Origin of the sequence: Streptomyces sp. NBC_00203 (assembly GCF_045206325.1) — a bacterium.
GTDB lineage: Bacteria > Actinomycetota > Actinomycetes > Streptomycetales > Streptomycetaceae > Streptomyces > Streptomyces lutosisoli.
On sequence record NZ_CP108126.1, the window covers coordinates 8,930,199 to 8,951,898 of the forward strand.

A 21,700-nucleotide genomic window follows, 5' to 3' on the forward strand; every position below is an offset into this window, starting at 1 on the left:
TCACGCTGTTCACATGGGCCTCGGCGGCTCGTACCGGACGGCTTCGAAGGAGCGGGCTTCAGCCACCGGTGGCGAAACCGGGGAACAGCGTCATTCCGCCGTCCACGTAGATCGTGGTCCCCACGACATAGTCGAAGAGGTCGGATGCCAGCGCGGCCACCACGTTCGCGATGTCGTCCGGGTCGCCTACGCGGCGGTAGGGGACGAGCCGGAGCAGCTCGGCCTCGGCCTCGGGGGTGTCCCAGGCGCTGCGGTTGATGGGCGTGCGAATCGCTCCCGGAGCAACGGCGTTGACCCGGATCCGGTAAGGCGCGAGCTCCTGCGCGAGGGTCGCCATGAGCATCTGCACCCCGCCTTTGGACGCCGCGTAGTTCACGTGGCCCGACCAGGGGATGATCTGGTGGACCGAACTCATGCAGATGATTTTCCCGGCGGAACGGGAGACCTCCGGGACGACACCCCGCCGCAGGAATTCCTTGGCCGCTTCGCGGGCGCACAGGAATTGGCCGGTCAGATTGACGTCCAGTACCTTGTGCCACTGCTCCATGGTCATATCGGTGAGGGGGGCATCGCGCTGGAGCCCCGCATTCGCCACCATGACGTCGATGGTCCCGAATTCCTGGACCATTCGGGAGACCATGTCGGTGACCTGGTCCTCCTGCGACACGTCCGCCTCGTGTGCGTAGGCGCGGACGCCGAAGCCCTCGATTTCGCGCACGACCTCTTCCGCGGCGTCCCGCCCGGCCACGTAGTTCACCACCACATCGGCGCCCGCTCGCCCCAAGCCGATCGCGGTGGCCTTGCCGATGCCGGAATTCGCCCCTGTCACGAGAGCCTTCTGCCCCTTGAGGACCTGGGGGGCCGGGGGCAGGTGGCTTTCGGTGCCGCTGGTTTCCACGCGTGTCTCCCTGTGGGTGCTGCCGCGGATATTCGGAGGAATCCGCCCCACAACGAAAGCACTGATGGGTCCCTACGGCCTGGTGGCGCGTCGCCTGTCAGCCGGTCGTGGTGCTGTCCCGGGCTGAACGGACCAACACCCACCTGCCGGGTTGCCGGGGACGGTGCGTTCGGCTAGCCGGTGGTGCTGGAGTCCCGGCTGGTTCCGACGCACAGTGCCCAGATGACGAAGGCATCCACGGCGATCAGCACGCTGGCCCACACGGGGGAGTACGGCAGCCACATGAAGTTGGCGATCATCGACAGGCCTGCCAGGGCGATACCGACCACGCGTGCCCACATGAGTCCACTGAAGACCGCGATGCCCGCCAGGACGACCAGGACGCCGAGGAGCATGTGGATCCAGCCCCAGCTCGTCAGGTCGAAGCTGTAAGTGTAGTTGCGGGTGGTGACGAAGACGTCGTCCTCGGCAATGGCGGCGATTCCTTCGAATATCGCCATCGCTCCGCCGAAGATCATCATGACCCCGGCGAAGGCGGTCCAGCCGGTCGCCCACACTCGTGCGCCGCTTCCGGTTTCGTGTTGGTGCATACCACTTGTCGTCATTTCGAGCTCCTACCGCGTAGGCCTCGCCACTGACCTGGGACCGGTCGGTGGCCCACGATTCAGCTTGCCACGAGAGTGGCCGACCGGCAGAACTCAGGGATTTCCGCAGGGCAGCACCGAGGTCGGTGTGCGGGGGAATTCATACGGTGCTCCAATAGAAGTATCCGGTGCGCCGAGAATTGCGCGTCGGCCAGGGGAGTTGTCTATTTCCCAGCCTTTCGCGAGAAAAGGAAACTGCCGTGCCAGGTCTCCTCCGCGGGGTCGCCCGCACCGCCGTAGTGGCCGGTACGGCGACCGCCGTATCGGGCCGTGTGTCACGCCGCCAGCAAGGGCGATGGGCCCAGCAGGAAGCTCAAGAGGCCGCGCCGCCGGCCCCCGCCCAGCAGGCCCCCGCGCCGCCGGCCGACGACATGAGCAGCAAGATCGAGCAGCTGAAGCAACTCGGGGAGCTCAAGAACCAAGGAGTCCTCACCGAGGCCGAATTCGAGGAGCAGAAGCACAGGATCCTCGGCTGAGCGATCACTCCTCATCCTGCTGACCGTCCCGGTCAGCCCACCCGGTGGCCGTTCTCCAGCTCCGCCGTCCCCGAGCTCTCCGCGAGGACGTCGAGCCCGGCAAGGACGCGCCGGCCCAGGGCGCCCGGCAGATACTCGGCGAGTTCCTCGCGCGGCACCAGCCGCCAGGACAGCAGCTCCTCCTCCTGGAGGCGGATCGACTTGAGGTCGTCCTCGGCGAGGACCCCGCCGTCGTAGAGGTAGGCGACCACCGGCGGCCGCGCCGCGCCGTGCACCCAGTCGACCGCGAGGAGCCGTCCGAGTTCCACGTCGAGGCCGATCTCCTCGGCCGTCTCGCGCCGGGCGCCCTGGCGCGGGGTCTCCCCGTCGTCCGACTCGACGGTGCCGCCCGGAAGGGCCCAGCCCTCACGGTAGTTCGGCTCGACGAGCAGCACACGGCCTTCGGCGTCGCGGAAGAGGGCGGCGGCCCCGGCGAGGACGCGGGGCAGGCCGGCGATGTACGTGGCGAAGTCTGGAGTGGTCATCCGCGAAGCGTAACGAAGCGGTCATCCACCGTGGGTGACGAGGCCGCGCAGCCGTTCCTCGGACTCGCTGCCCGGCTCGGCGAAGTGGCAGATCAGGCTGAGGCGGGGTGCCTCCTCCAACGCCAGCCGTACGTACGACACTTCGAGGTCGCCGACCTCCGGGTGCCGGTAGCGGCGTACCGAGGAACGGAACTCCACGACGTCGTGGGTCTCCCAGACCTCCGCGAAGTAGGGGCTGGTTTCGAGGAGTTCGGCGACCAGTTCGGAGAAGCGCGGGTTGTCGAGTTCGTACGCCGCCTGCTGGCGCAGCAGCCCGGCCATCCAGCGGGCCTCCCGCTCCCACTCCGGCATCAGAGCGCGGATCTCCGGTACGCGGAACAGCATCCAGGCGCTGTTGAGTTCGTGGCGCGGGCGGTCCAGCAGGGCCGTGCCGAGGATGCTCTCCTGCGCGGGGTTCCACGCGAGGATGTCGAAGCAGCGGTCGATGACGAACGCCGGGTTGGGCATGAGCTTGGCCAGGAAGGTGCGGACGGTGTCCGGGACCTCCAGCGAGCGCTCGGCGGGCTCGGGTGCAGGAAGGCCCGCCAGCCGGAAGAGATGGGACCGCTCCACCTCGTCGAGCTGGAGGACGCGGGCCAGGGCCAGCAGGATCTGCGGGGAGACATTGATGGCACGGCCCTGTTCGAGCCAGGTGTACCAGGTCAGGCTCACACCGGAGAGCAGGGACACCTCCTCGCGGCGCAGCCCGGGGGTACGGCGACGGCCGCCCTGCGGCAGCCCGGTTCCCGCGGGGTCGGCGCGCTCCCGGCGGGAGCGCAGGAACGCCGCGAGGGCCTTGCGGCCGTGATCGTGCGGTGCGGCGGCGAGCGCCTTGCGGTGGTGGTCGCCGGTGCCTGGTTCTGATCCTGGTGTCGCTGCCACCAGTAAATTCTGCACTCTTCAACGGGGCCGCTGCCTGGCGGAGGGTGGGCGGGAAAGCGAACTCCCTGGTGAAAGGCGGCCCTTGTGGCTGAGCTGACCCCTCCCCGAACCGTTCTGATCACCGGCGCCACCGGCGGTGTGGGCGGCGCCCTCGCGCGCAGGCTGAGCGCCGACGGCTGGATCGTGTACGCGGCCCATCGCAAGCCCGCGGATGCCGGACCCCTGCGCGACGCCGGGCTGACCCCCGTCCTCCTCGATGTGACCGACGAGGAGTCCGTCGCCGCCGCCGCGGACGTCGTCGGCCCGCGTCTCGACGGTCTGGTGAACAGCGCGGGCATCATGGGGCAAGGCCCTGTCGAGCTGGTGCCGGCCGAGGCCTGGCGCCGCCAGTTCGAGATCAACGTGATCGGTCAGGCGGCGGTGATCCGCGCCTTCCTGCCCGCCCTGCGCGCGGCCGGCGGCCGGATCGTGAACCTCGGTGCCGTGTCCGCCCGCGTCGCACCGCCCTTCTTCGGGCCGATCGCCGCCTCCAAGGCCGCCCTCGCGGCGCTCACCCAGGCCCTGCGGATGGAACTGCGCCACCAGGGAGTCAAGGTCTCCCTGGTCGAGCCCGGCGCCATGGACACCGCCATCTTCGGCACGGCGGACAAGGCGGGCGCCGACATGGGCTGGGCGGGCTCACCCCAGACCCAGCACCGCTACGCGGGCGCCCTGGACGCCGTACAGGCCGCTGCGGCCCGCCAGCCCCTGGGACCGGTCGCCCCGGCCGTCAACGCCGTCGTACGCGCCCTGACCGCGCGCCGCCCCGGCACCCTCTACACCACCGGACGCGACGGACGGGCCCTCGCCCTGCTGCGCTTCCTCCCGGACGGGCTGCGCGACCGCCTGATGCTGCGAGCGATGGGGGTGACGGCCGAGGTGTTCAGGACGAGCACGGCCGCGACAGTGGGCTAGGCCTCCTCGGCCCCCACCAGTGCGACCGTACGCGACGCCAGCTCGCTGATCCGCACCCCGTCGAAGCCGAACACCGCACTGCGGACGGTGTCCTCCAGCGGGTCCTTCCACTGGGAGGGGATCGCCTCGGCCCCGCACAGGACGCCCGCGACGGAGCCCGCGGTCGCCCCGTTCGAATCGGTGTCCAGGCCGCCGCGGACGGTCAGCGTGATGGTGCGGGTGAAGTCGCCGTCGCCGTACAGAAGCCCGGCGGTGAGGACGGCGGCGTTCGGGATGGTGTGGATCCAGCCGAGCCCGGCCGTCTCCTCGGCCACGGTGCTGAGTGTGTCCTCCCAGGTCATCCGGGTCTCGTGGAGCGTGAGCACCCGGCGCACGGTGCGGGCGAGGCGGCAGCTCGCCGGGATCACCGTCAGTGCGGTGTCCAGCGCGTGCCGCACGGTCGGCGCGGTGAACGCCGCCGAGATCAGCGCCGCCGCCCACATCGCGCCGTACACGCCGTTGCCGGTGTGTGAGAGGACGGCGTCCCGGCGGGCGAGGGAGGCCGCGCGGCGCGGCAGCCCCGGGCAGGTCCAGCCGTAGACGTCGGCGCGGATGAGCGCGCCGATCCACTCCTGGTAGGGATTCTCGTACGTCGCTGTCAGCGGCGGTTTCAGCCCGTTGGCGAGGTTGCGGTACGCGGCCCGCTCCGCCGTGAACGTCTGGAGATACGGCAGCCGCAGCAGCCACAGGTCACCGACCTGCTCCGTGCTGAAGGAGAAGCCGTGGGTCTCCAGCAGGTCGAGCCCGAGAATGGCGTAGTCGACGTCGTCGTCCCGGCAGCTGCCGTGGATGCGGCCGCGCACGCAACTCCGCCACTCGGGCCGCAGCTCGAACTCTTCGCCGCCGCCGTCGCCCGAGGGCTCGGGGAGGTAGTCGGTGAGCGGCAGGGCCGCGGCCTGCCGCAGATAACGGTCGATCCGATCCCGCGTCCAGTGGTCGCCCTGCTCGACCGGTTTGCCGAGCATGTTGCCCGCGATCCGGCCCAGCCAGCCCCCGAGGATGCGGTCGGCGAGCTCAGTGCCCACAGGGGTCATAGCTCCGGTTTACCCAATTCCGGGCGGGCAAGCGCGGTAATCCGGCAGCCGGGCGATTCCGGGGGCCACATGGTTCCGGGGGCTGGGCGGGGCATGACGGCGGGGGCTTCCTCCGGTTAAGGTCACAGCGGCGCGACTGCCTTGACTTGAGCAAGGCCCGGAAAGCAAGGGGAATGCAAGGTGGCGGACGCTGCTGTGAATCGGACTCCGCGTGTGCTCATCGCCGCGGACAAGTTCAAGGGATCGCTGACGGCCGTGCAGGTCGCCGAGCGCGTGACGGCCGGACTGCGCCGGGTCGCGCCGCGCGTCGAGGTCGAGGCTCTGCCTGTGGCCGACGGCGGTGACGGCACCGTCGACGCGGCGGTCGCGGCCGGTTTCGAGCGGCGTGAGGTGCGGGTCGCCGGGCCGCTGGGCGACGAGGTCACGGCCGCGTACGCGCTGCGCGGTGACACCGCGGTCGTGGAGATGGCCGAGGCGAGCGGGTTGCAGCGGCTGCCCGCCGGGGTCTTCGCACCGCTCACGTCGTCGACGTACGGCTCCGGGGAGCTGTTGCGGGCCGCGCTGGACGCCGGTGCGCGCACGATCGTGTTCGGCGTCGGTGGCAGTGCCACGACGGACGGCGGTGCGGGCATGCTGTCCGCGCTCGGCGCGCGCTTCCTGGACGCGGACGGCGAGCCGGTGGCTCCCGGCGGTGCCGCGCTGCGTGACGTCGTGACCGCCGACCTGTCCGGTCTGGACGCCCGGCTCTCCTCGATCGACTTCGTCCTCGCCAGCGACGTGGACAACCCTCTGACGGGCCCCAAGGGCGCCCCCGCCGTCTACGGCCCCCAGAAGGGCGCGAGCCCCGACGACGTGGCCACCCTGGACGCGGCGCTCGCCCACTTCGCCACCGTTCTGGAGAAGGCCATCGGGCCCAAGGCCGCCGAGTACGCGGCGGCGCCCGGGGCCGGGGCCGCGGGCGGTATCGGATACGGGGCCCTTGTGCTGGGCGCCCGCTTCCGGCCCGGTATCGAGGTCATGCTCGACGTCCTCGGCTTTGCGCCCGCGCTGGAACGCGCCACGTTGGTGATCACCGGCGAGGGTTCCCTCGACGAGCAGACCCTTCATGGCAAGGCTCCCGCCGGTGTCGCCGCCGCCGCCCGTGCGGCCGACAAGGAGGTCGTCGCCGTCTGCGGCCGCCTCGCCCTCCGCCCTGCGGCGCTCGGCAAGGCCGGCATCCGTCGCGCCTACCCACTGACCGACGTCGAGCCCGACGTCGCGAAGTGCATCGCCGACGCCGGCCCGATCCTGGAACGCGTCGCGGAAAACATCGCCCGGGACTTCTTGACCACGTAGCCGCGCTGACGGGGGCTTTTTCGCCCCCGCCGCCCCTACCCGTCCCATCCTCCAGGGGCTCCGCCCCCAGACCCCCGCTAAAAGATTGCGCAGTTCCCCGCGCCCCTTTTAGGGGCGCGGGGAACTGCGCAATCTTTTGGACCAGCCCCCACCCACCCGCACCCAAAGAACCCACCCCGCGGTCGAAGGGGAACCCGAAGGGCCCCGAACCTCGTAGGTTCGGGGCCCTTCGGTCACACACAACGGCTCGGCTCCCGCTACGGCAGCTGCGCCGCCCGAGCTTCCCGCCGGTTGTCCCGGAAGTTGTTCACCCTCCGAGCCGTGGCGAAGAGGGGAATCACCGCACCCATGACGAGCTGCAGCGCGCAACCGGTCTGAAGGAGCAGCTGGCCGCTCGGGGCGTCGAAGGCCCAGGCCGCCAGAAGCCCCATGCTGAGCACGATCCAGGACAGCATCGCCACCGCGAGGCGCCCCCGCGGCTTCGGGTACTCGACCCGGCTCACCATCAGCCACGCGGTACCGATGATCGCCATGAGCGTGGCGACGAACGGCAGCTCCAGCAGCACGATGGAGACGACGGTCAGCGCACCGAACGGCGAGGGCATGCCCTGGAACGTGCCGTCCTTGACCGTGACGCAGGAGAACCGCGCCAGGCGGAGTACGACCGCCAGCAGGACCACGATGGCCCCCACCGCCGCCACCCGCTGGTGCGCGTCGTCGGCGACCATGCCGTAGACCAGGACGAAGTACGCCGGGGCGAGACCGAAGCTGATCAGGTCCGACAGGTTGTCCAGCTCGGCGCCCATGGGGGAGGAGCGCAGCTTGCGGGCGACCAGACCGTCGAAGAGGTCGAAGACCGCCGCGCAGAGCATGAGGATGACGGCCGTGGCCGCGCTGTGGCGGGCCATGCCCGTCGACTCGTCGTTGCCCGTCAGGTGCGGGATCAGGATGCCGGTGGTGGTGAAGTACACCGCCATGAAGCCGCACGTGGCGTTACCGAGCGTGAGGGTGTCCGCTATTGAGAGGCGGAGCGAGAGGGGCATCTCCGCCTCGTCGTCCACCTCGTCTGCCTCCGGCACCCAGCCTGCCTGTGTCTCGGGATCAATCACGGTCAATTCGAGTCACCCCAGCCACGGTCTTCTGACCGACCTCCACATCGACCTCGACACCCTCGGGGAGGTAGATGTCGACGCGCGAGCCGAAGCGGATCAGACCGATCCGGTCGCCCTGCTCGACCTTCGTACCCTGAGGGATATAAGGAACGATACGACGGGCGACCGCGCCGGCGATCTGGATCATCTCGATGTCACCGAGCTCGGTGTCGAAGTGCCAGACGACGCGTTCGTTGTTCTCGCTCTCCTTGTTGAACGCCGGAACGAACCCACCGGGGATGTGCTCGACCGACGTCACCGTGCCGGAGAGCGGCGCGCGGTTGACGTGGACGTTGAGCGGGCTCATGAAGATCGCGACGCGGGTGCGTCCGTCCTTCCACGGCATGATGCTCTGCACCACACCGTCGGCGGGCGAGATGACCCGGCCCTGGGCGATCTCGCGCTCGGGGTCGCGGAAGAACCACAGCATGCCCGCCGCCAGCGCGGTGGCGGGTACGGCCACGGCCTTGGCGGCGCCGGAGCGGCGCGCCTTGACCAGGCTGAGTGCTGCGGTGGCAACGGTCGGGAGAAGCCACGGCGATGCTCCGCGCGCGAGGCGGACCCGGCCGCGTGGTGCAGAGGTTTGGCTGTGGGGCATGGATGACCTTCGTAGCGGATGATGCCGCGCTGTAACGGGGGACGGCGGCTTTCCCGGGATCGTACCGGTCGCGGGCCGCAACTGGGCAAGCCAGGAAGCCGAGTCGGCGGCCGAAGAGTGTTGACGGGGTGTGATCTTCTTCTCGAAGAAAACACCCCGAACCCGGACATCTAGCCCTGGAGTCGATACTCTTCGAGCAACCTGCGCCCGATGATCATTTTCTGGATTTCAGCGGTTCCTTCACCGATCAGCAGCATCGGGGCCTCGCGGTAGAGGCGCTCGATCTCGTACTCCTTGGAGAAGCCGTAGCCGCCGTGGATCCGGAAAGCATCCTCCACGACTTCCTTGCAGTACTCGGAGGCGAGGTACTTCGCCATCCCTGCTTCGAGGTCGTTTCGTTCCCCAGAGTCCTTTTTGCGTGCCGCGTTCACCATCATGGCATGGGCCGCCTCGACCTTGGTAGCCATCTCGGCCAGCTTGAACTGGATGGCCTGGTGCTGGGCGATCGGCTTGCCGAAAGTGTGACGCTGCTGGGCATAGGAGACGCCGAGCTCAAATGCACGCTGTGCGACGCCGCAGCCACGTGCCGCCACATTCACGCGGCCGACCTCGACTCCGTCCATCATTTGGTAAAACCCACGGCCCGTGGTCCCGCCGAGCACACGATTGGCCGGAATGCGCAGTCCGTCCATGATGAGTTCGGTCGTGTCGACGCCCTTGTAACCCATCTTGTCGATCTTCCCGGGAATGGTGAGGCCGGGGCGGACCTCTCCGAAGCCGGGCTCCTTCTCGACCAGGAAGGTCGTCATCGACTTGTGGGGCGCCGTGCCCTCCGGGTGACCTTCGTCACTCCGGACGAGGACGGCCACCAGGGTCGACGAGCCGCCGTTCGTCAGCCACATCTTCTGACCGTTCAGGACGTACTCGTCGCCGTCCTTGACCGCCTTCGACGTGATCGCCGACACATCCGAGCCAAGACCCGGCTCCGACATGGAGAACGCGCCGCGCACCTCACCGAGCGCCATGCGCGGCAGGAAGTAGTCCTTCTGCTCCTGCGTGCCGTGCTGCTTGAGCATGTACGCCACGATGAAGTGGGTGTTGATGATGCCGGAGACCGACATCCAGCCGCGGGCGATTTCCTCCACGCACAGCGCGTAGGTGAGGAGCGACTCGCCCAGGCCCCCGTACTCCTCGGGGATCATCAGGCCGAAGAGGCCCAACTCCTTCAGCCCGTCGACGATCTGCTGCGGGTACTCGTCGCGGTGCTCCAGCTCGGTGGCGACCGGGATGATCTCCTTGTCCACGAAGTCGCGGACGGTGGAGAGGATCTCCTGCTGGATGTCGGTCAGACCGGCGGTCTGGGCGAGTCGCGCCATGGCTACTTCTCCTGCTCCTTGAGCTGGGGGCGGCCGGGCTGCTCGCCGCCGCGCTCCTTGATGTACGTCTCGGTGGGGACCATCACCTTGCGGCGGAACACGCAGACCAGCGTGCCGTCCTGCTTGTAGCCCTTGGTCTCGACGTAGACGATGCCGCGGTCGTTCTTCGACTTCGACGGCGTCTTGTCGAGGACCGTCGTCTCGCCGTAGATCGTGTCGCCGTGGAAGGTCGGCGCCACGTGACGCAGCGACTCGATCTCCAGGTTGGCGATCGCCTTGCCCGATACGTCCGGCACGGACATGCCCAGCAGCAGCGAGTAGATGTAGTTCCCGACTACGACGTTCTTGCCGAAGTCCGTCGTGTTCTCCGCATAGTTGGTGTCCATGTGGAGCGGGTGGTGGTTCATCGTCAGGAGACAGAAGAGGTGGTCGTCGTACTCCGTGACCGTTTTTCCGGGCCAGTGCTTGTAGACCGCGCCGACCTCGAACTCCTCGTAGGTGCGTCCGAACTGCATGGTGCTCAGGCCTCCGGGGCTTCGAACTTGCTGGTGCGCTGCATGCCGGCGGCCCGGCCCTTGCCCGAGATGACGAGCGCCATCTTGCGGCTGGCCTCGTCGATCATCTCGTCGCCGAGCATCGCGGAGCCCTTCTTGCCGCCCGCCTCGGACGTGCAGTAGTCGTACGCGTCCAGGATCAGCTCGGCGTGGTCGAAGTCCTCCTGGGAGGGCGAGAAGATCTCGTTGGCCGCGGCGACCTGGTCCGGGTGCAGCACCCACTTGCCGTCGAAACCGAGGGCGGCGGCACGCCGCGCGACCTCGCGGTAGCCCTCCTGGTTGCGGATCTGGAGGTAGGGGCCGTCGATCGCCTGGAGGTTGTTGGCGCGGGCGGCCATCAGGATCTTCATCAGGATGTAGTGGTAGGCGTCCGCCGGGTAACCGGGCGGCTGCTCGCCCACGACCAGCGACTTCATGTTGATCGACGCCATGAAGTCGGCCGGGCCGAAGATGATCGTCTCGACACGCTGGGAAGCCGTGGCGATCTCGTTGACGTTGTTCAGACCCTGGGCGTTCTCGATCTGCGCCTCGATGCCGATCTTGCCGACCTCGAAGCCCATCGTCTTCTCGATCTGGGTCAGCAGCAGGTCGAGCGCCACGACCTGCTGGGCGTCCTGGACCTTCGGCAGCATGATGCAGTCGAGGTTCTGGCCCGCGCCCTCGACCACGGTCACGACATCGCGGTACGTCCACTCGGTCGTCCAGTCGTTGACGCGCACGACCCGCGTCTTGCCGGTCCAGTCGCCCTCGTTGAGGAACTTGACGATCGTGTGCCGCGCCTCGGGCTTGGCGAGCGGGGCGCACGCGTCCTCCAGGTCGAGGAAGACCTGGTCCGCGGGGAGGCCCTGGGCCTTCTCCAGGAAGCGGGGGTTGCTTCCCGGCACCGCGAGACAGGAGCGTCGCGGGCGAAGCCGGTTCACGGGGGCGGGCGTGGTCATGCGGGGACCTCCAGGGGGTCGAGCTTGTTCGCTTTCCGGATCTCGTCGACGATACGGCCGATGATTCCGGTGATGTCGAAGTCCTTCGGGGTGAAGACCGCGGCCACTCCCGCGGCCCGCAGCTGTTCGGCGTCGGCGTTCGGGATGATCCCGCCCGCGATCACCGGTATGTCGGCGGCGCCGGCCTCGCGCAGCCTGTCCAGCACGTCCGGCACCAACTGGGCGTGCGAGCCGGACAGGATGGACAGACCGACACCGTGCACGTCCTCGGCGACGGCCGCGGCCACGATCTCCTCGGGCGTCAGCCGGATGCCCTGGTAGACCACCTCGAACCCGGCGTCGCGGGCCCGCACGGCGATCTGCTCGGCGCCGTTGGAGTGCCCGTCCAGGCCCGGCTTGCCCACCAGGAAGCGGAGCTTGCCGACGCCGAGGTCCTTCGCGGTCCGCGCCACCTTTTCGCGGACGAGCGCGAGCGCGGTGCCCTCCTCGGCGGTGACCGCGACGGGCGCGGACGAGACGCCGGTGGGGGCGCGGAACTCGCCGAACACCTCGCGCAGCGCCCCGGACCACTCGCCGGTCGTGACGCCGGCGCGGGCGCACTCCAGGGTGGCCTCCATGAGGTTGTCGGTGCCCTTGGCGGCCTCCTTCAGCCGCTCCAGCGCCTTGCACGGGCGCGGGTGGTTGAAGGGCGGCTGGTAGCGGGTGTCGCGCCAGTGCTGGAGCGCGGAGATGACCCGGGCCTCGACCGCCGGGTCGACCGTCTGGATCGCCGCGTCCAGGTCGGCCGTGAGCGGGTTCGGCTCGGTCGACTCGAAGATGTTGACGCCGACGATCTTCTCCTGCCCGGACTCGATACGGGCGCGGCGCTCGGCGTGCGAGGAGACGAGCTGCGACTTCAGGTAGCCCGACTCGACGGCGGCCATCGCGCCGCCCATCTCCTGGATGCGGTCGATCTCGGCCAGCGACTCCTCCACCAGGGAAGCGACCTTGGCCTCGATGACGTGCGAGCCCTCGAAGATGTCCGCGTACTCCAGCAGATCGCTCTCGTACGCGAGCACCTGCTGCATACGCAGCGACCACTGCTGGTCCCAGGGCCGGGGCAGGCCCAGCGCCTCGTTCCAGGCGGGCAGCTGCACGGCACGCGCGCGTGCGTCCTTCGAGAGGGTCACGGCCAGCATCTCGAGGACGATCCGCTGGATGTTGTTCTCCGGCTGCGCCTCGGTCAGACCGAGGGAGTTGACCTGGACGCCGTACCGGAAGCGTCGCTGCTTGGGGTCCTCGATGCCGTACCGCTCGCGCGTGATCTTGTCCCAGATCCGCCCGAACGCCCGCATCTTGCACATCTCCTCGATGAAGCGGACGCCCGCGTTCACGAAGAAGGAGATACGGGCGACGACTTCACCCTTGCGGTCCTCGGCGATCTGCCCGGACGCGAACACCGCGTCCAGGACGGCGATCGCGGTGGACATCGCGTACGCGACCTCCTGGACCGGGGTGGCTCCCGCCTCCTGCAGGTGGTAGCTGCAGATGTTGATCGGGTTCCACTTGGGGATGTGGTTCACCGTGTACGTGATCATGTCCGTCGTCAGACGGAGCGAGGGACCCGGCGGGAAGACATGCGTCCCCCGCGACAGGTACTCCTTCACGATGTCGTTCTGGGTCGTCCCCTGGAGCTTGGTGATGTCCGCACCCTGCTCCTCGGCGACAACCTGATAGAGCGCCAGCAGCCACATGGCGGTGGCGTTGATCGTCATCGAGGTGTTCATCTGCTCCAGGGGGATGTCCTGGAACAGGCGGCGCATGTCACCGAGGTGCGACACCGGCACGCCGACCCGGCCGACCTCGCCGCGGGCGAGGATGTGGTCGGGGTCGTAGCCGGTCTGCGTCGGCAGGTCGAACGCGACCGACAGGCCGGTCTGCCCCTTGGCGAGGTTGCGCCGGTACAACTCGTTGGACGCCTCTGCGGTGGAGTGACCGGCGTACGTGCGCATGAGCCACGGCCGGTCCTTCTGGCGCTCAGTCATCTAGGGGACCTCAGATGTTCCGGAAGCGGTTGATGGCGTCGATGTGCTGGGCGCGCTTCTCCTCGTCGCGCACGCCCAGGCCCTCGCGGGGCGCCAGCGCGAGCACGCCGACCTTGCCCTGGTGGAGGTTGCGGTGCACGTCGTACGCGGCCTGCCCGGTGTCCTCCAGGGAGTACACCTTGGAGAGCGTCGGGTGGATCTTGCCCTTGGCGACCAGCCGGTTGGCCTCCCAGGCCTCGCGGTAGTTGGCGAAGTGCGAGCCCACGATCTTCTTCAGAGACATCCACAGGTAGCGGTTGTCGTACTCGTGGTTGTAGCCCGAGGTCGAGGCACAGGTGACGATGGTGCCGCCCTTGCGGGTGACGTACACGGAGGCGCCGAAGGTCTCGCGGCCCGGGTGCTCGAAGACGATGTCCACGTCCTCGCCGTCCGTCAGCTCACGGATGCGCTTGCCGAAGCGCTTCCACTCCTTCGGGTCCTGGGTGTGCTCGTCCTTCCAGAACTTGTAGCCCTCGGCGCTGCGGTCGATGATCGCCTCGGCGCCCATCGCCCGGCAGATGTCCGCCTTCTGCTCGCTGGAGACGACACAGATGGGGTTGGCGCCACCGGCGAGCGCGAACTGCGTGGCGTACGAGCCGAGGCCACCGCTCGCGCCCCAGATGAGGACGTTGTCGCCCTGCTTCATGCCGGCGCCGTTGCGGGAGACCAGCTGCCGGTACGCGGTGGAGTTGACCAGACCCGGAGCGGCGGCCTCCTCCCAGCTCAGGTGGTCCGGCTTCGGCATCAGCTGGTTGGACTTGACGAGGGCTATCTCGGCGAGACCGCCGAAGTTCGTCTCGAAGCCCCAGATGCGCTGCTCGGGGTCGAGCATGGTGTCGTTGTGGCCGTCGGAGGACTCCAGCTCGACGGACAGACAGTGCGCGACGACCTCGTCACCGGGCTTCCAGGCGTTGACGCCCGGGCCGGTGCGCAGGACGACGCCCGCGAGGTCGGAGCCGATGATGTGGTACGGCAGGTCGTGGCGCTTGGTGAGCTCGCTGAGCCTGCCGTAGCGCTCCAGGAAGCCGAACGTCGCCATCGGCTCGAAGATCGAGGTCCAGACCGAGTTGTAGTTGACGGAGGAGGCCATGACGGCCACCAGGGCCTCGCCCGGGCCGAGCTCCGGCACCGGCACGTCGTCCAGGTGGATCGACTTGCGGGGGTCCTTGTCGCGGGTGGCGAGCCCGGCGAACATCTCCGTCTCGTCCTTGTGCACGGTGATCGCGCGGTACGACTCGGGGAGCGGAAGAGCGGCGAAGTCGGCAGACGTGGCCGTCTGCGACTGAATCGCGTCCAGGATTTCCTTCACGGTGTTGCCTCCGGCGATGAGCGTCCGAGGGAAGACGCTGAGGGTTACGTCGGTGCTGCTGCTGGGTGTGAGGGGTGTGCCGTCGGTTCGGCGGAGGTGGTGCTGTGGCAGCGCTTGGTTGGCGCAGGAGGTTGCCTGTGACGCAGGCGTCCGGGCGCGCTCGCCATTGGCTTGCGGGGACAGCCGGCGTACGAAAGGTCTCTGCACGCCGGCCGCCCGGACACCTTCAACGTATGGCACGGCGTGTCACCGTGCAAGGCACGGAGTGCCAGAAGTTGCGCTCAGGTGAAATCTTTACGTAACACGTGAGCGATGATCGATCAGAGCGCGCGATGATCGATCGAATGCGGGGCGCAAAAACGCCGGACGTGCTCAAAATGAGCCCGTCCGGCGATTGAGGAAAAGCGGCGGAGCCGCGGTTCTGTGAGAGAAGTCGCTACGACCGTTCCCTGAGCGCCTGCTCGATGGTGGCCATCACCTGATCCAGCGGGGCATCGACCCGGGCCACGGTCACCAGCACGTCCCCCTCCGTGAAGGAGGAGGCCGACGCCGACCGGGGTGGGGTCTCCCGTCCCGCACCGATCCCGGTCCCGAACGTCTTCCGCACGATCGCGAAGGCGTGGTCCAGCTGGGTCTCGACATCGCCCTGCCCCCCGGCCCGCAGCCAGCGGCGCAGCACGTGGTTGTGCGCCGTGACCACGGCCGACGCGGCGACCTCCGCGAGCAGCGGATCGTCGTTGGCGTCGTCGTCGTGCGCGTGCTCGTCGAAGTGGCCCAGGAGATAGCGGGTGAAGAGCCGCTCGTAGCGGGCCACCGAGGCGATCTCGGCCTCCCGCAGCGTCGGCACCTCGCGCGTCAGCTTGTAGCGCGAGACGGAGATCTCGGGCCGGGCCGCGTACATCCTCATGACTTCCTTGATGCCACGGCACACCGTGTCGAGCGGGTGCTCGTGCGGCGGCGCCGCGTTGAGCACCGCCTCGGCCCGGATCAGGGTGTCGTCGTGGTCGGGGAAGATCGCCTCTTCCTTGGAGCGGAAGTGGCGGAAGAAGGTACGACGGGCAACCCCGGCCTGGGCTGCGATCTCGTCGACGGTGGTCGCCTCGTACCCCTTGGTCGCGAACAGCTCCATGGCCGCGGCCGCCAGCTCCCGGCGCATCTTGAGCCGTTGCGCGGCCGCGCGACTGCCCGCGGCACTTTCCGGTGCGTCGGGCGTAGCTGGTGTACGTGAGGACTTGGCGGGCTGGGACATGACCCGAACGTACTGCATGTGTGCAGGAGAGCGCGCATGTCCGGGGATCCCCCCGCCCTCCACGGGCGGGGGGCTTCCGGGCGGGCCGAGCAGTCCGCCCCAGTCGGCGCTGTCTCGCAGCCAGTCGCCCGGACGCTCAGCGCCGGGCATATTCGCGGAAGCCGCGGCCCGTCTTGCGGCCGAGGCAGCCCGCGGCCACCAGGTGCTCCAGGAGCGGCGCCGGGGCCAGGCCCGGGTCGCGGAACTCACGGTGCAGAACCTTCTCGATGGCCAGCGAGACGTCGAGCCCGACCACGTCCAGGAGCTCGAACGGGCCCATCGGGTACCCGCCGCCCAGCTTCATCGCCGCGTCGATGTCGTCCAGCGACGCGTAGTGCTCCTGCACCATCTTGATCGCGTTGTTCAGGTACGGGAACAGCAGCGCGTTCACGATGAAACCGGCCCGGTCGCCGCAGTCCACCGGGTGCTTGCGGATCTTCGCGCAGACCTCGCGCACGGTGGCGTGCACGTCGTCCTCGGTCAGCACGGTCCGCACGACCTCGACGAGCTTCATCGCCGGCGCCGGGTTGAAGAAGTGCATGCCGATCACGTCCTGCGGGCGCGAGGTGGCGCGGGCGCAGGCGACGACGGGCAGCGAGGAGGTGGTGGTGGCCAGGATCGCGCCGGGCTTGCAGACCTTGTCGAACGTGGCGAACAGCTGCTGCTTGATCTCCAGGTCCTCGGCGACCGCCTCCAGCGCCAGATCGACGTCGGCGAAGGCGTCGTACGAGCCCGCCGGGGTGATCCGCTCCAGCGTCTGCGCAGCCGCCTCGGCCGTCATCCGGCCCTTGTCGACGGAGCGCGAAAGCGACTTGCCGATACGGGCCTTGGCGGCCTGCGCCTTCTCCTCGCTGCGGGCGGCGAGGACGACCTCGTAACCCGCCTTCGCGAAGACCTCGGCGATACCGGACGCCATCGTGCCGGAGCCCGCGACGCCGACCGAGCGGATCGTGCGGCCCTCGACCAGCGCGGCGCCCTCCAGCGGCGTCAGCGCGTCCCGCACGACGGCGGCGCTGCCGGGAGCCTCGTACGAGTAGAAGCCGCGCCCCGACTTCCGGCCGGTCAGGCCCGCCTCGCTGAGCTGCTTGAGGATGGGCGCGGGAGCGTGCAGCCGGTCCTGGGACTCGGCGTACATGGCCTCCAGGACCGTACGTGCGGTGTCGACGCCGATCAGGTCGAGCAGCGCCAGCGGGCCCATCGGCAGTCCGCAGCCGAGCTTCATGGCGGCGTCGATGTCCTCACGGGAGGCGTACTTCGCCTCGTACATCGCGGCGGCCTGGTTGAGGTAGCCGAACAGCAGCCCGTCGGCGACGAATCCGGGACGGTCGCCGACCGCGACGGGCTCCTTGCCGAGCTCGATCGCCAGGTCCGTGACGGCGGCGACGGCCCCCGGCGCGGTCAGCACCGACGAGACGACCTCGACCAGCTTCATGGCCGGGGCCGGGTTGAAGAAGTGCAGGCCGAGCACGCGCTCGGGGTGGGCCGAGTCGGCGGCGAGGCGCGTCACGGACAGGGCGTTGGTGCCGGTCGCGAGGATCGTCTCGGGGCGCACGATGGTGTCGAGCGCCCGCAAGACCTGCTGCTTGATGTCGTACGACTCCGGGGTCACCTCGATGACCAGGTCGGCGTCGGCCGCGGCCTGCAGATCGGTGAACGTGCGGAAGCGGGCCAGGACGTCGGCGCGCTCCTGCTCGGTGCAGCGCCCGCGCTGCACACCGCGGGCGGTGGAGGCTTCGAGCGCCGTGACGGCCTGGGCGGCCGCGGCCTCGCTGATGTCGATGCCGATCACTTCGCGGCCGGCCCGGGCGAGGACCTCGGCGATGCCGGTGCCCATGGTGCCGAGGCCGACGACGGCGACGGTCTTGAGCTGGGACAGAGGGGTGTCGGACAGGGGAGTGGCCATCGCGGGACTCCAGAGAGAGGGTGACGACTGAGGAGCGCACCCGGGTACGCCAACGGGCGCACACAGTGCGGAGGATGCGGGTGTTGCCGGGCTGACGAGCGCACACGCCCGGTGCCGTCCGAGGGCGCCGAAGAACGGACGCCGCGCGGAACGGTGATGCCGACCGGCCCTGTCCCGGAGCCGTGTCGTACGCAGATACCTGAAGTACCGAACCGACTGCTCTCGCGGTGACTGCGTCACCAGGCCACCGCAAGTAAGAGGCGAGTGGGTAACTCGCTCGTCTGAGCTTAACCCGCCAGTAACGAGCGCGCCAGCCCCTGAGTTTGTGATGTACGTCCCGGCGCCTCACAGGTTTCTCTAGGCTCGCCGCCATGGACGAAGCGTTGCGATCACTCACGGAACGTGTACGGAGCGAGGCCGGGGGCTCGGCGGTGTACGAGCGGCTTGTGGCGGCCGAGGACCCCGAAGAGCTCGCGGCCTCGCTGACGGAGCCCGGACAGCCGCTGTGGGCCCGGGAGTTGGTCGCCTTCCGGCTCGGGGTCGCCGGCGACCGGCGGGCCTTCGAGGCGCTCGTCCTGCTGCTCAACCACCGCGACCCGCAGCGCTGCGCGTCCGCCGCCCACGCCCTGGCCCGGCTCGGCGACCCCCGTACGGCCCGCGCGGCGGCCGCGCTCGCCACCAACGAGCTGCGCGTCGCCTACGCGCTCCACCCGGTACGGCTCCTGGTCGAGCTGCGCGCCCCCGAGGCCGTGCCCGCGCTGATCACCACCCTGGAGCGCAGGCTGCGCCCGCACGACCCGTACCGCAGGGTCGCGCTCGCGTGCGTCGAGGGACTGGGAGCCCTGGGGGACGCACGCGCGAGACCTGTCCTGAACGAGGCGCTGGCGCATCCGGCACTCGCGGAGGCGGCCGTGCGTGCGCTGGCGTGGCTGCCCAAGGAGTAGGGCACGGCCAAGCTCGCCCGGCTACCGATGCGCCGGTCGCCAAGCATGCGTGGATGCGAAACCCCGGGCGCGGGTCAGCCGATGCCCACGCCGGTGAGCGCGCGCACGTACCGCACCTCGGGCACCGCGACCCCGTCCACCTCGAAGGGCTCTTCGGCACCGTCGGGACCGAAACCGGCCCGCTCGTAGAAGCGGCGGGCCGGGGTGTTCTCCTTGAGCACCCACAGCAGCATCCGCCCGTGCCCGGCCGCCGCACTCCGGGCGGCCGACTCGCTCAGCAGCGCGCGCCCCACGCCCTCTCCGACCCGGTCGGGACACACATAGATCGCGTACAACTCGACGTCCTCGGCGCGGACTTCGCCGTCCCGGTACGGCCCGTGGCAGGCCCAGCCGACCACCTCGCCGTCCTGCTCCGCGACCAGGTTCACCACGTCGCCGTCGCCCTGCTCGAAGCGCGCGCGTCGCCGTGTCTCGTCCTCGTCCACGCTGAGCGCGTCGAGGTAAGGCTGCGGTATCAGCCCCTTGTACGCGCTCTGCCAGCCCCGGACGCGGATCTCGGCCACGCGTCGGCAGTCGTCCAGGGTCATCTCACGGACACGGAGTCCGCTCACTCGCCGACCACCGCATACGCCTCGATCTCCATGAGGAACTCCGGGCGGACCAGCGCGGCGACCTGGACCGCGGACGCGGCCGGGAGGCGGTCGGCGGGTATGTGCGCGTCCCGGGCGGCGCGGACGGCCGGCATGTGAGCCATGTCCGTGACGAAGAAGGTGAGTTTGACGACGTCGTCGAACGTGGCCCCCGCGGCGGCGAGGCACCGGCGCAGGTTCTCGAAGACCTGGCGGGCCTGCGCGTCCGGGTCGCCCTCGCCGACGAGCTTGCCGTCCTCGTCCAGGGCGAGCTGGCCCGAGACCGCGACGAAGCGGCCCGTGCCCATGACGACGTGCGTGTACGCGGTCGCGGGGGCGACCCCGTCGGGGGCGGAAATGCGCGTCAGCTCACTCATGCGTCCATGGTGGACCATGGGTCTGACAACGCCCCCGACGGGCCGCCGCTCGGGGAGGGTTCAGCCCCGGAAGCCGAGCAGTCCGTGCAGCGCCGAGCCGCGCGAGGAGGTGGATGCCGCCTTGGTGCTCAGCGGCTCCGGGTCGGGCAGTGTCTCGCACACCGCGTCGATCTCGCCACCGCTGTGCGGCACCTTGCCGTCGGTCAGATAGGCCGCCAGGTACTTGTCCAGGCAGGTGTTCCCGCTCAGCGTGATGCCGTGGTTCCCGCCGCCCTGTTCGACGACCAGGCTGGAGCCGCGCAGCTGCTGATGGACGGTGACACCGCCTTCGTACGGGGTGGCCGCGTCGTTCGTGGCCTGGAACAGCAGTGTCGGCGGCAGGGCGTCGTTGGAGACGTCCACCGGCTGGAGCGATTCCGTCGGCCAGAAGGCGCACGGTGCATTGTACCAGGCGTTGTTCCAGGTCATCAGCGGCGCCTTGTCGTACACCGCCCAGTTGTCCGCGCGCCACCGGTTCCAGTCGTGCGACCAGGAGGTGTCACGGCACTGCACCGCGGTGTAGACGCTGTAGCCGTTGTCGCCCGAGGCGTCGACGGCGCCGAAGTTGTCGTACGCCTCGACGAGCGGGTCCGTGTTCTTGTCGTTCACATAGGCCGCGAACGCCTCGGCGAGGTAGGGCCAGTAGCCGTTGTAGTAGCCGCCGGGGATGTAGGTGTCCTCCAGTTCGGAGGCGCCCACCTTCTTCTGTGCGGGCTTCTTGGCGAGCGCCGCGCGCATCGCGTACCACTTGGTCTCGACCTTGGCCGGGTCGGTGCCGAGCTTGTACGTCGCGTTGTGCTTGGCGACCCAGGCCAGGAAGGCCAGGTGGCGGTCGTTGAAGGCGTAGTCCTGACCGATGTTGTCGTCGTACCAGACGCCGCTGGGGTCGACGATGGAGTCCAGGACCAGGCGGCGTACGCGGTTCGGATAGAGCCTCGCGTACACGGCGCCGAGGTAGGTGCCGTACGAGTACCCGAAGTAGTTGATCTTCTCGGCGCCGAGAGAGCCGCGGATCGAGTCCATGTCCTGGACCGCGCTCACCGTGTCGATGTAGGGCAGCACGCTCGCGTACTTCTTGCCGCACGCATCGGCGAAGGCCTTGGCGCGGTCCAGGTTGGCCTTCTCTATGGCCGGGGTGCTGGGCACGGTGTCGGGGCGTACCGCGTTGAAGTGCCCGGGCATGCAGTCCAGGGCGGGCTTGCTCGCGCCCACGCCACGGGGGTCGAAGCCGATGACGTCGTACTGCGCGGCCACCTTCTTCGGCAGCGAGGACGCCACGAAGCCGGCCAGCTTGAGCCCGCTGCCGCCGGGACCGCCGGGGTTCACGAGCAGCGGCCCCTGGTACGTCTTCGCGGTGTGCGGAACGCGCGAGAGCGCCAGTGTGATCTGCGGGCCGCTGGGGTGCGAGTGGTCCAGCGGCACCTTCAGTGAGGCGCACTGCAGCGTCGGATAGGCGCTGGTGCCGCACTTCTTCCAGGTGGGCTTCGCGGTCTGGGTGGTGCGCGGTGCGGTCGCGGAGCCGGCGCTCGCGTCGGCGGGGATCGACGTGATCATCCCGGCCACCACGGCGGCAGCTCCGCACAGAGCAGCTGCGCGTTTCTTCACAAGGCCTCCCAGGACGGAGGATTCTGAGCCGTGCACGCCACGGCCTTCGCCGCATCGTCCCGGAGAGGGGGGCCGGAAGAACCCGTTCTGGCAAGACTTGA

The 21,700-nt window shown here is 69.3% G+C and carries 21 protein-coding genes; 4 read left to right on the top strand and 17 right to left on the bottom strand.

Annotation, left to right across the window (positions count from 1 at the left end; all coding sequences use genetic code 11):
- Positions 1-58: 58 nt before the first annotated feature.
- Both OG975_RS39685 and OG975_RS39690 read right to left on the bottom strand, forming a co-directional pair.
- Positions 59-898 (bottom strand): SDR family oxidoreductase, encoded by an 840-nt coding sequence (locus OG975_RS39685; RefSeq protein WP_406334388.1) that lies wholly within the window; start codon positions 896-898, stop codon positions 59-61.
- A 173-nt stretch (positions 899-1,071) separates the two neighbouring features.
- Positions 1,072-1,503 carry a hypothetical protein gene (locus OG975_RS39690; protein WP_406334389.1) on the bottom strand — a complete coding sequence of 144 codons (432 nt, stop codon included), beginning with the start codon at positions 1,501-1,503 and terminating at the stop codon, positions 1,072-1,074.
- Between the two features lie 239 nt (positions 1,504-1,742).
- Between OG975_RS39690 and OG975_RS39695 the strand changes: the two genes are divergently transcribed.
- Positions 1,743-2,018 carry an SHOCT domain-containing protein gene (locus tag OG975_RS39695; protein ID WP_406334390.1) on the top strand — a complete coding sequence of 92 codons (276 nt, stop codon included), beginning with the start codon at positions 1,743-1,745 and terminating at the stop codon, positions 2,016-2,018.
- A 32-nt stretch (positions 2,019-2,050) separates the two neighbouring features.
- On the opposite strand, the gene OG975_RS39700 is transcribed toward OG975_RS39695, so the two are convergent.
- The gene (locus OG975_RS39700) at positions 2,051-2,542 is read right to left on the bottom strand and encodes an NUDIX domain-containing protein (RefSeq protein WP_406334391.1); all 492 of its coding nucleotides are present in this window, start codon (positions 2,540-2,542) and stop codon (positions 2,051-2,053) included.
- Positions 2,543-2,563: 21 nt separating this feature from the next.
- A complete protein-coding gene (locus OG975_RS39705; RefSeq protein ID WP_406334393.1) occupies positions 2,564-3,463 on the bottom strand; it encodes a helix-turn-helix transcriptional regulator in 900 nt (299 codons plus the stop codon).
- An 84-nt stretch (positions 3,464-3,547) separates the two neighbouring features.
- Between OG975_RS39705 and OG975_RS39710 the strand changes: the two genes are divergently transcribed.
- Positions 3,548-4,417 (top strand): SDR family NAD(P)-dependent oxidoreductase, encoded by an 870-nt coding sequence (locus OG975_RS39710; protein ID WP_406334394.1) that lies wholly within the window; start codon positions 3,548-3,550, stop codon positions 4,415-4,417.
- Here the strand turns inward: OG975_RS39710 and OG975_RS39715 are convergent.
- The gene (locus OG975_RS39715) at positions 4,414-5,490 is read right to left on the bottom strand and encodes an ADP-ribosylglycohydrolase family protein (protein WP_406334395.1); all 1,077 of its coding nucleotides are present in this window, start codon (positions 5,488-5,490) and stop codon (positions 4,414-4,416) included. The genes OG975_RS39710 and OG975_RS39715 overlap by 4 nt on opposite strands.
- Positions 5,491-5,670: 180 nt before the next feature.
- On the opposite strand from OG975_RS39715, the gene OG975_RS39720 reads away from it, so the two are divergent.
- Positions 5,671-6,825 (top strand): glycerate kinase, encoded by a 1,155-nt coding sequence (locus OG975_RS39720; RefSeq protein ID WP_406334396.1) that lies wholly within the window; start codon positions 5,671-5,673, stop codon positions 6,823-6,825.
- 257 nt (positions 6,826-7,082) lie between these two features.
- Here OG975_RS39720 and pssA read toward each other — a convergent pair whose 3' ends face one another.
- The 9 genes from pssA to OG975_RS39765 all read right to left on the bottom strand — a co-directional run bounded on the left by pssA (position 7,083) and on the right by OG975_RS39765 (position 18,005).
- The gene (gene pssA, locus OG975_RS39725; RefSeq protein WP_406334397.1) at positions 7,083-7,904 is read right to left on the bottom strand and encodes a CDP-diacylglycerol--serine O-phosphatidyltransferase; all 822 of its coding nucleotides are present in this window, start codon (positions 7,902-7,904) and stop codon (positions 7,083-7,085) included.
- Between the two features lie 22 nt (positions 7,905-7,926).
- Positions 7,927-8,574, bottom strand: a complete 648-nt coding sequence (locus tag OG975_RS39730) for a phosphatidylserine decarboxylase (RefSeq protein WP_369263841.1) — start codon at positions 8,572-8,574, stop codon at positions 7,927-7,929.
- A gap of 170 nt (positions 8,575-8,744) precedes the next feature.
- Positions 8,745-9,950 (bottom strand): acyl-CoA dehydrogenase family protein, encoded by a 1,206-nt coding sequence (locus tag OG975_RS39735; RefSeq protein WP_327433252.1) that lies wholly within the window; start codon positions 9,948-9,950, stop codon positions 8,745-8,747.
- A gap of 2 nt (positions 9,951-9,952) precedes the next feature.
- Positions 9,953-10,465, bottom strand: a complete 513-nt coding sequence (locus OG975_RS39740; RefSeq protein ID WP_100591523.1) for a MaoC family dehydratase — start codon at positions 10,463-10,465, stop codon at positions 9,953-9,955.
- Between the two features lie 5 nt (positions 10,466-10,470).
- Entirely contained in the window at positions 10,471-11,442 is a 972-nt protein-coding gene (locus OG975_RS39745) for a CoA ester lyase (protein ID WP_327433253.1), read from the bottom strand.
- Positions 11,439-13,466 (bottom strand): protein meaA, encoded by a 2,028-nt coding sequence (locus tag OG975_RS39750; protein ID WP_406334398.1) that lies wholly within the window; start codon positions 13,464-13,466, stop codon positions 11,439-11,441. The genes OG975_RS39745 and OG975_RS39750 overlap by 4 nt, the downstream gene beginning before the upstream one ends.
- Positions 13,467-13,476: 10 nt before the next feature.
- The gene (gene ccrA / locus OG975_RS39755) at positions 13,477-14,814 is read right to left on the bottom strand and encodes a crotonyl-CoA carboxylase/reductase (protein WP_406334399.1); all 1,338 of its coding nucleotides are present in this window, start codon (positions 14,812-14,814) and stop codon (positions 13,477-13,479) included.
- Positions 14,815-15,250: 436 nt separating this feature from the next.
- Positions 15,251-16,063, bottom strand: a complete 813-nt coding sequence (locus OG975_RS39760) for a TetR family transcriptional regulator (protein WP_406334400.1) — start codon at positions 16,061-16,063, stop codon at positions 15,251-15,253.
- A gap of 136 nt (positions 16,064-16,199) precedes the next feature.
- On the bottom strand, positions 16,200-18,005 hold the full coding sequence (locus tag OG975_RS39765) for a 3-hydroxyacyl-CoA dehydrogenase family protein (protein ID WP_406334401.1): 1,806 nt from the start codon (positions 18,003-18,005) through the stop codon (positions 16,200-16,202).
- Positions 18,006-18,376: 371 nt separating this feature from the next.
- Here OG975_RS39765 and OG975_RS39770 point away from each other — a divergent pair, with 371 nt between their 5' ends.
- Positions 18,377-18,949, top strand: a complete 573-nt coding sequence (locus OG975_RS39770) for an adenylosuccinate lyase (protein WP_406334403.1) — start codon at positions 18,377-18,379, stop codon at positions 18,947-18,949.
- A gap of 74 nt (positions 18,950-19,023) precedes the next feature.
- On the opposite strand, the gene OG975_RS39775 is transcribed toward OG975_RS39770, so the two are convergent.
- Genes OG975_RS39775 through OG975_RS39785 form a run of 3 tightly spaced genes read right to left on the bottom strand, consistent with a single transcriptional unit; the run spans position 19,024 to position 21,599 of the window.
- On the bottom strand, positions 19,024-19,536 hold the full coding sequence (locus tag OG975_RS39775) for a GNAT family N-acetyltransferase (protein ID WP_406336678.1): 513 nt from the start codon (positions 19,534-19,536) through the stop codon (positions 19,024-19,026).
- A 20-nt stretch (positions 19,537-19,556) separates the two neighbouring features.
- Positions 19,557-19,955 (bottom strand): RidA family protein, encoded by a 399-nt coding sequence (locus OG975_RS39780; RefSeq protein WP_330308597.1) that lies wholly within the window; start codon positions 19,953-19,955, stop codon positions 19,557-19,559.
- Between the two features lie 60 nt (positions 19,956-20,015).
- Complete coding sequence (locus OG975_RS39785) at positions 20,016-21,599, bottom strand: alpha/beta hydrolase (protein WP_406334405.1); 1,584 nt, start codon at positions 21,597-21,599, stop codon at positions 20,016-20,018.
- Positions 21,600-21,700: the final 101 nt, after the last annotated feature.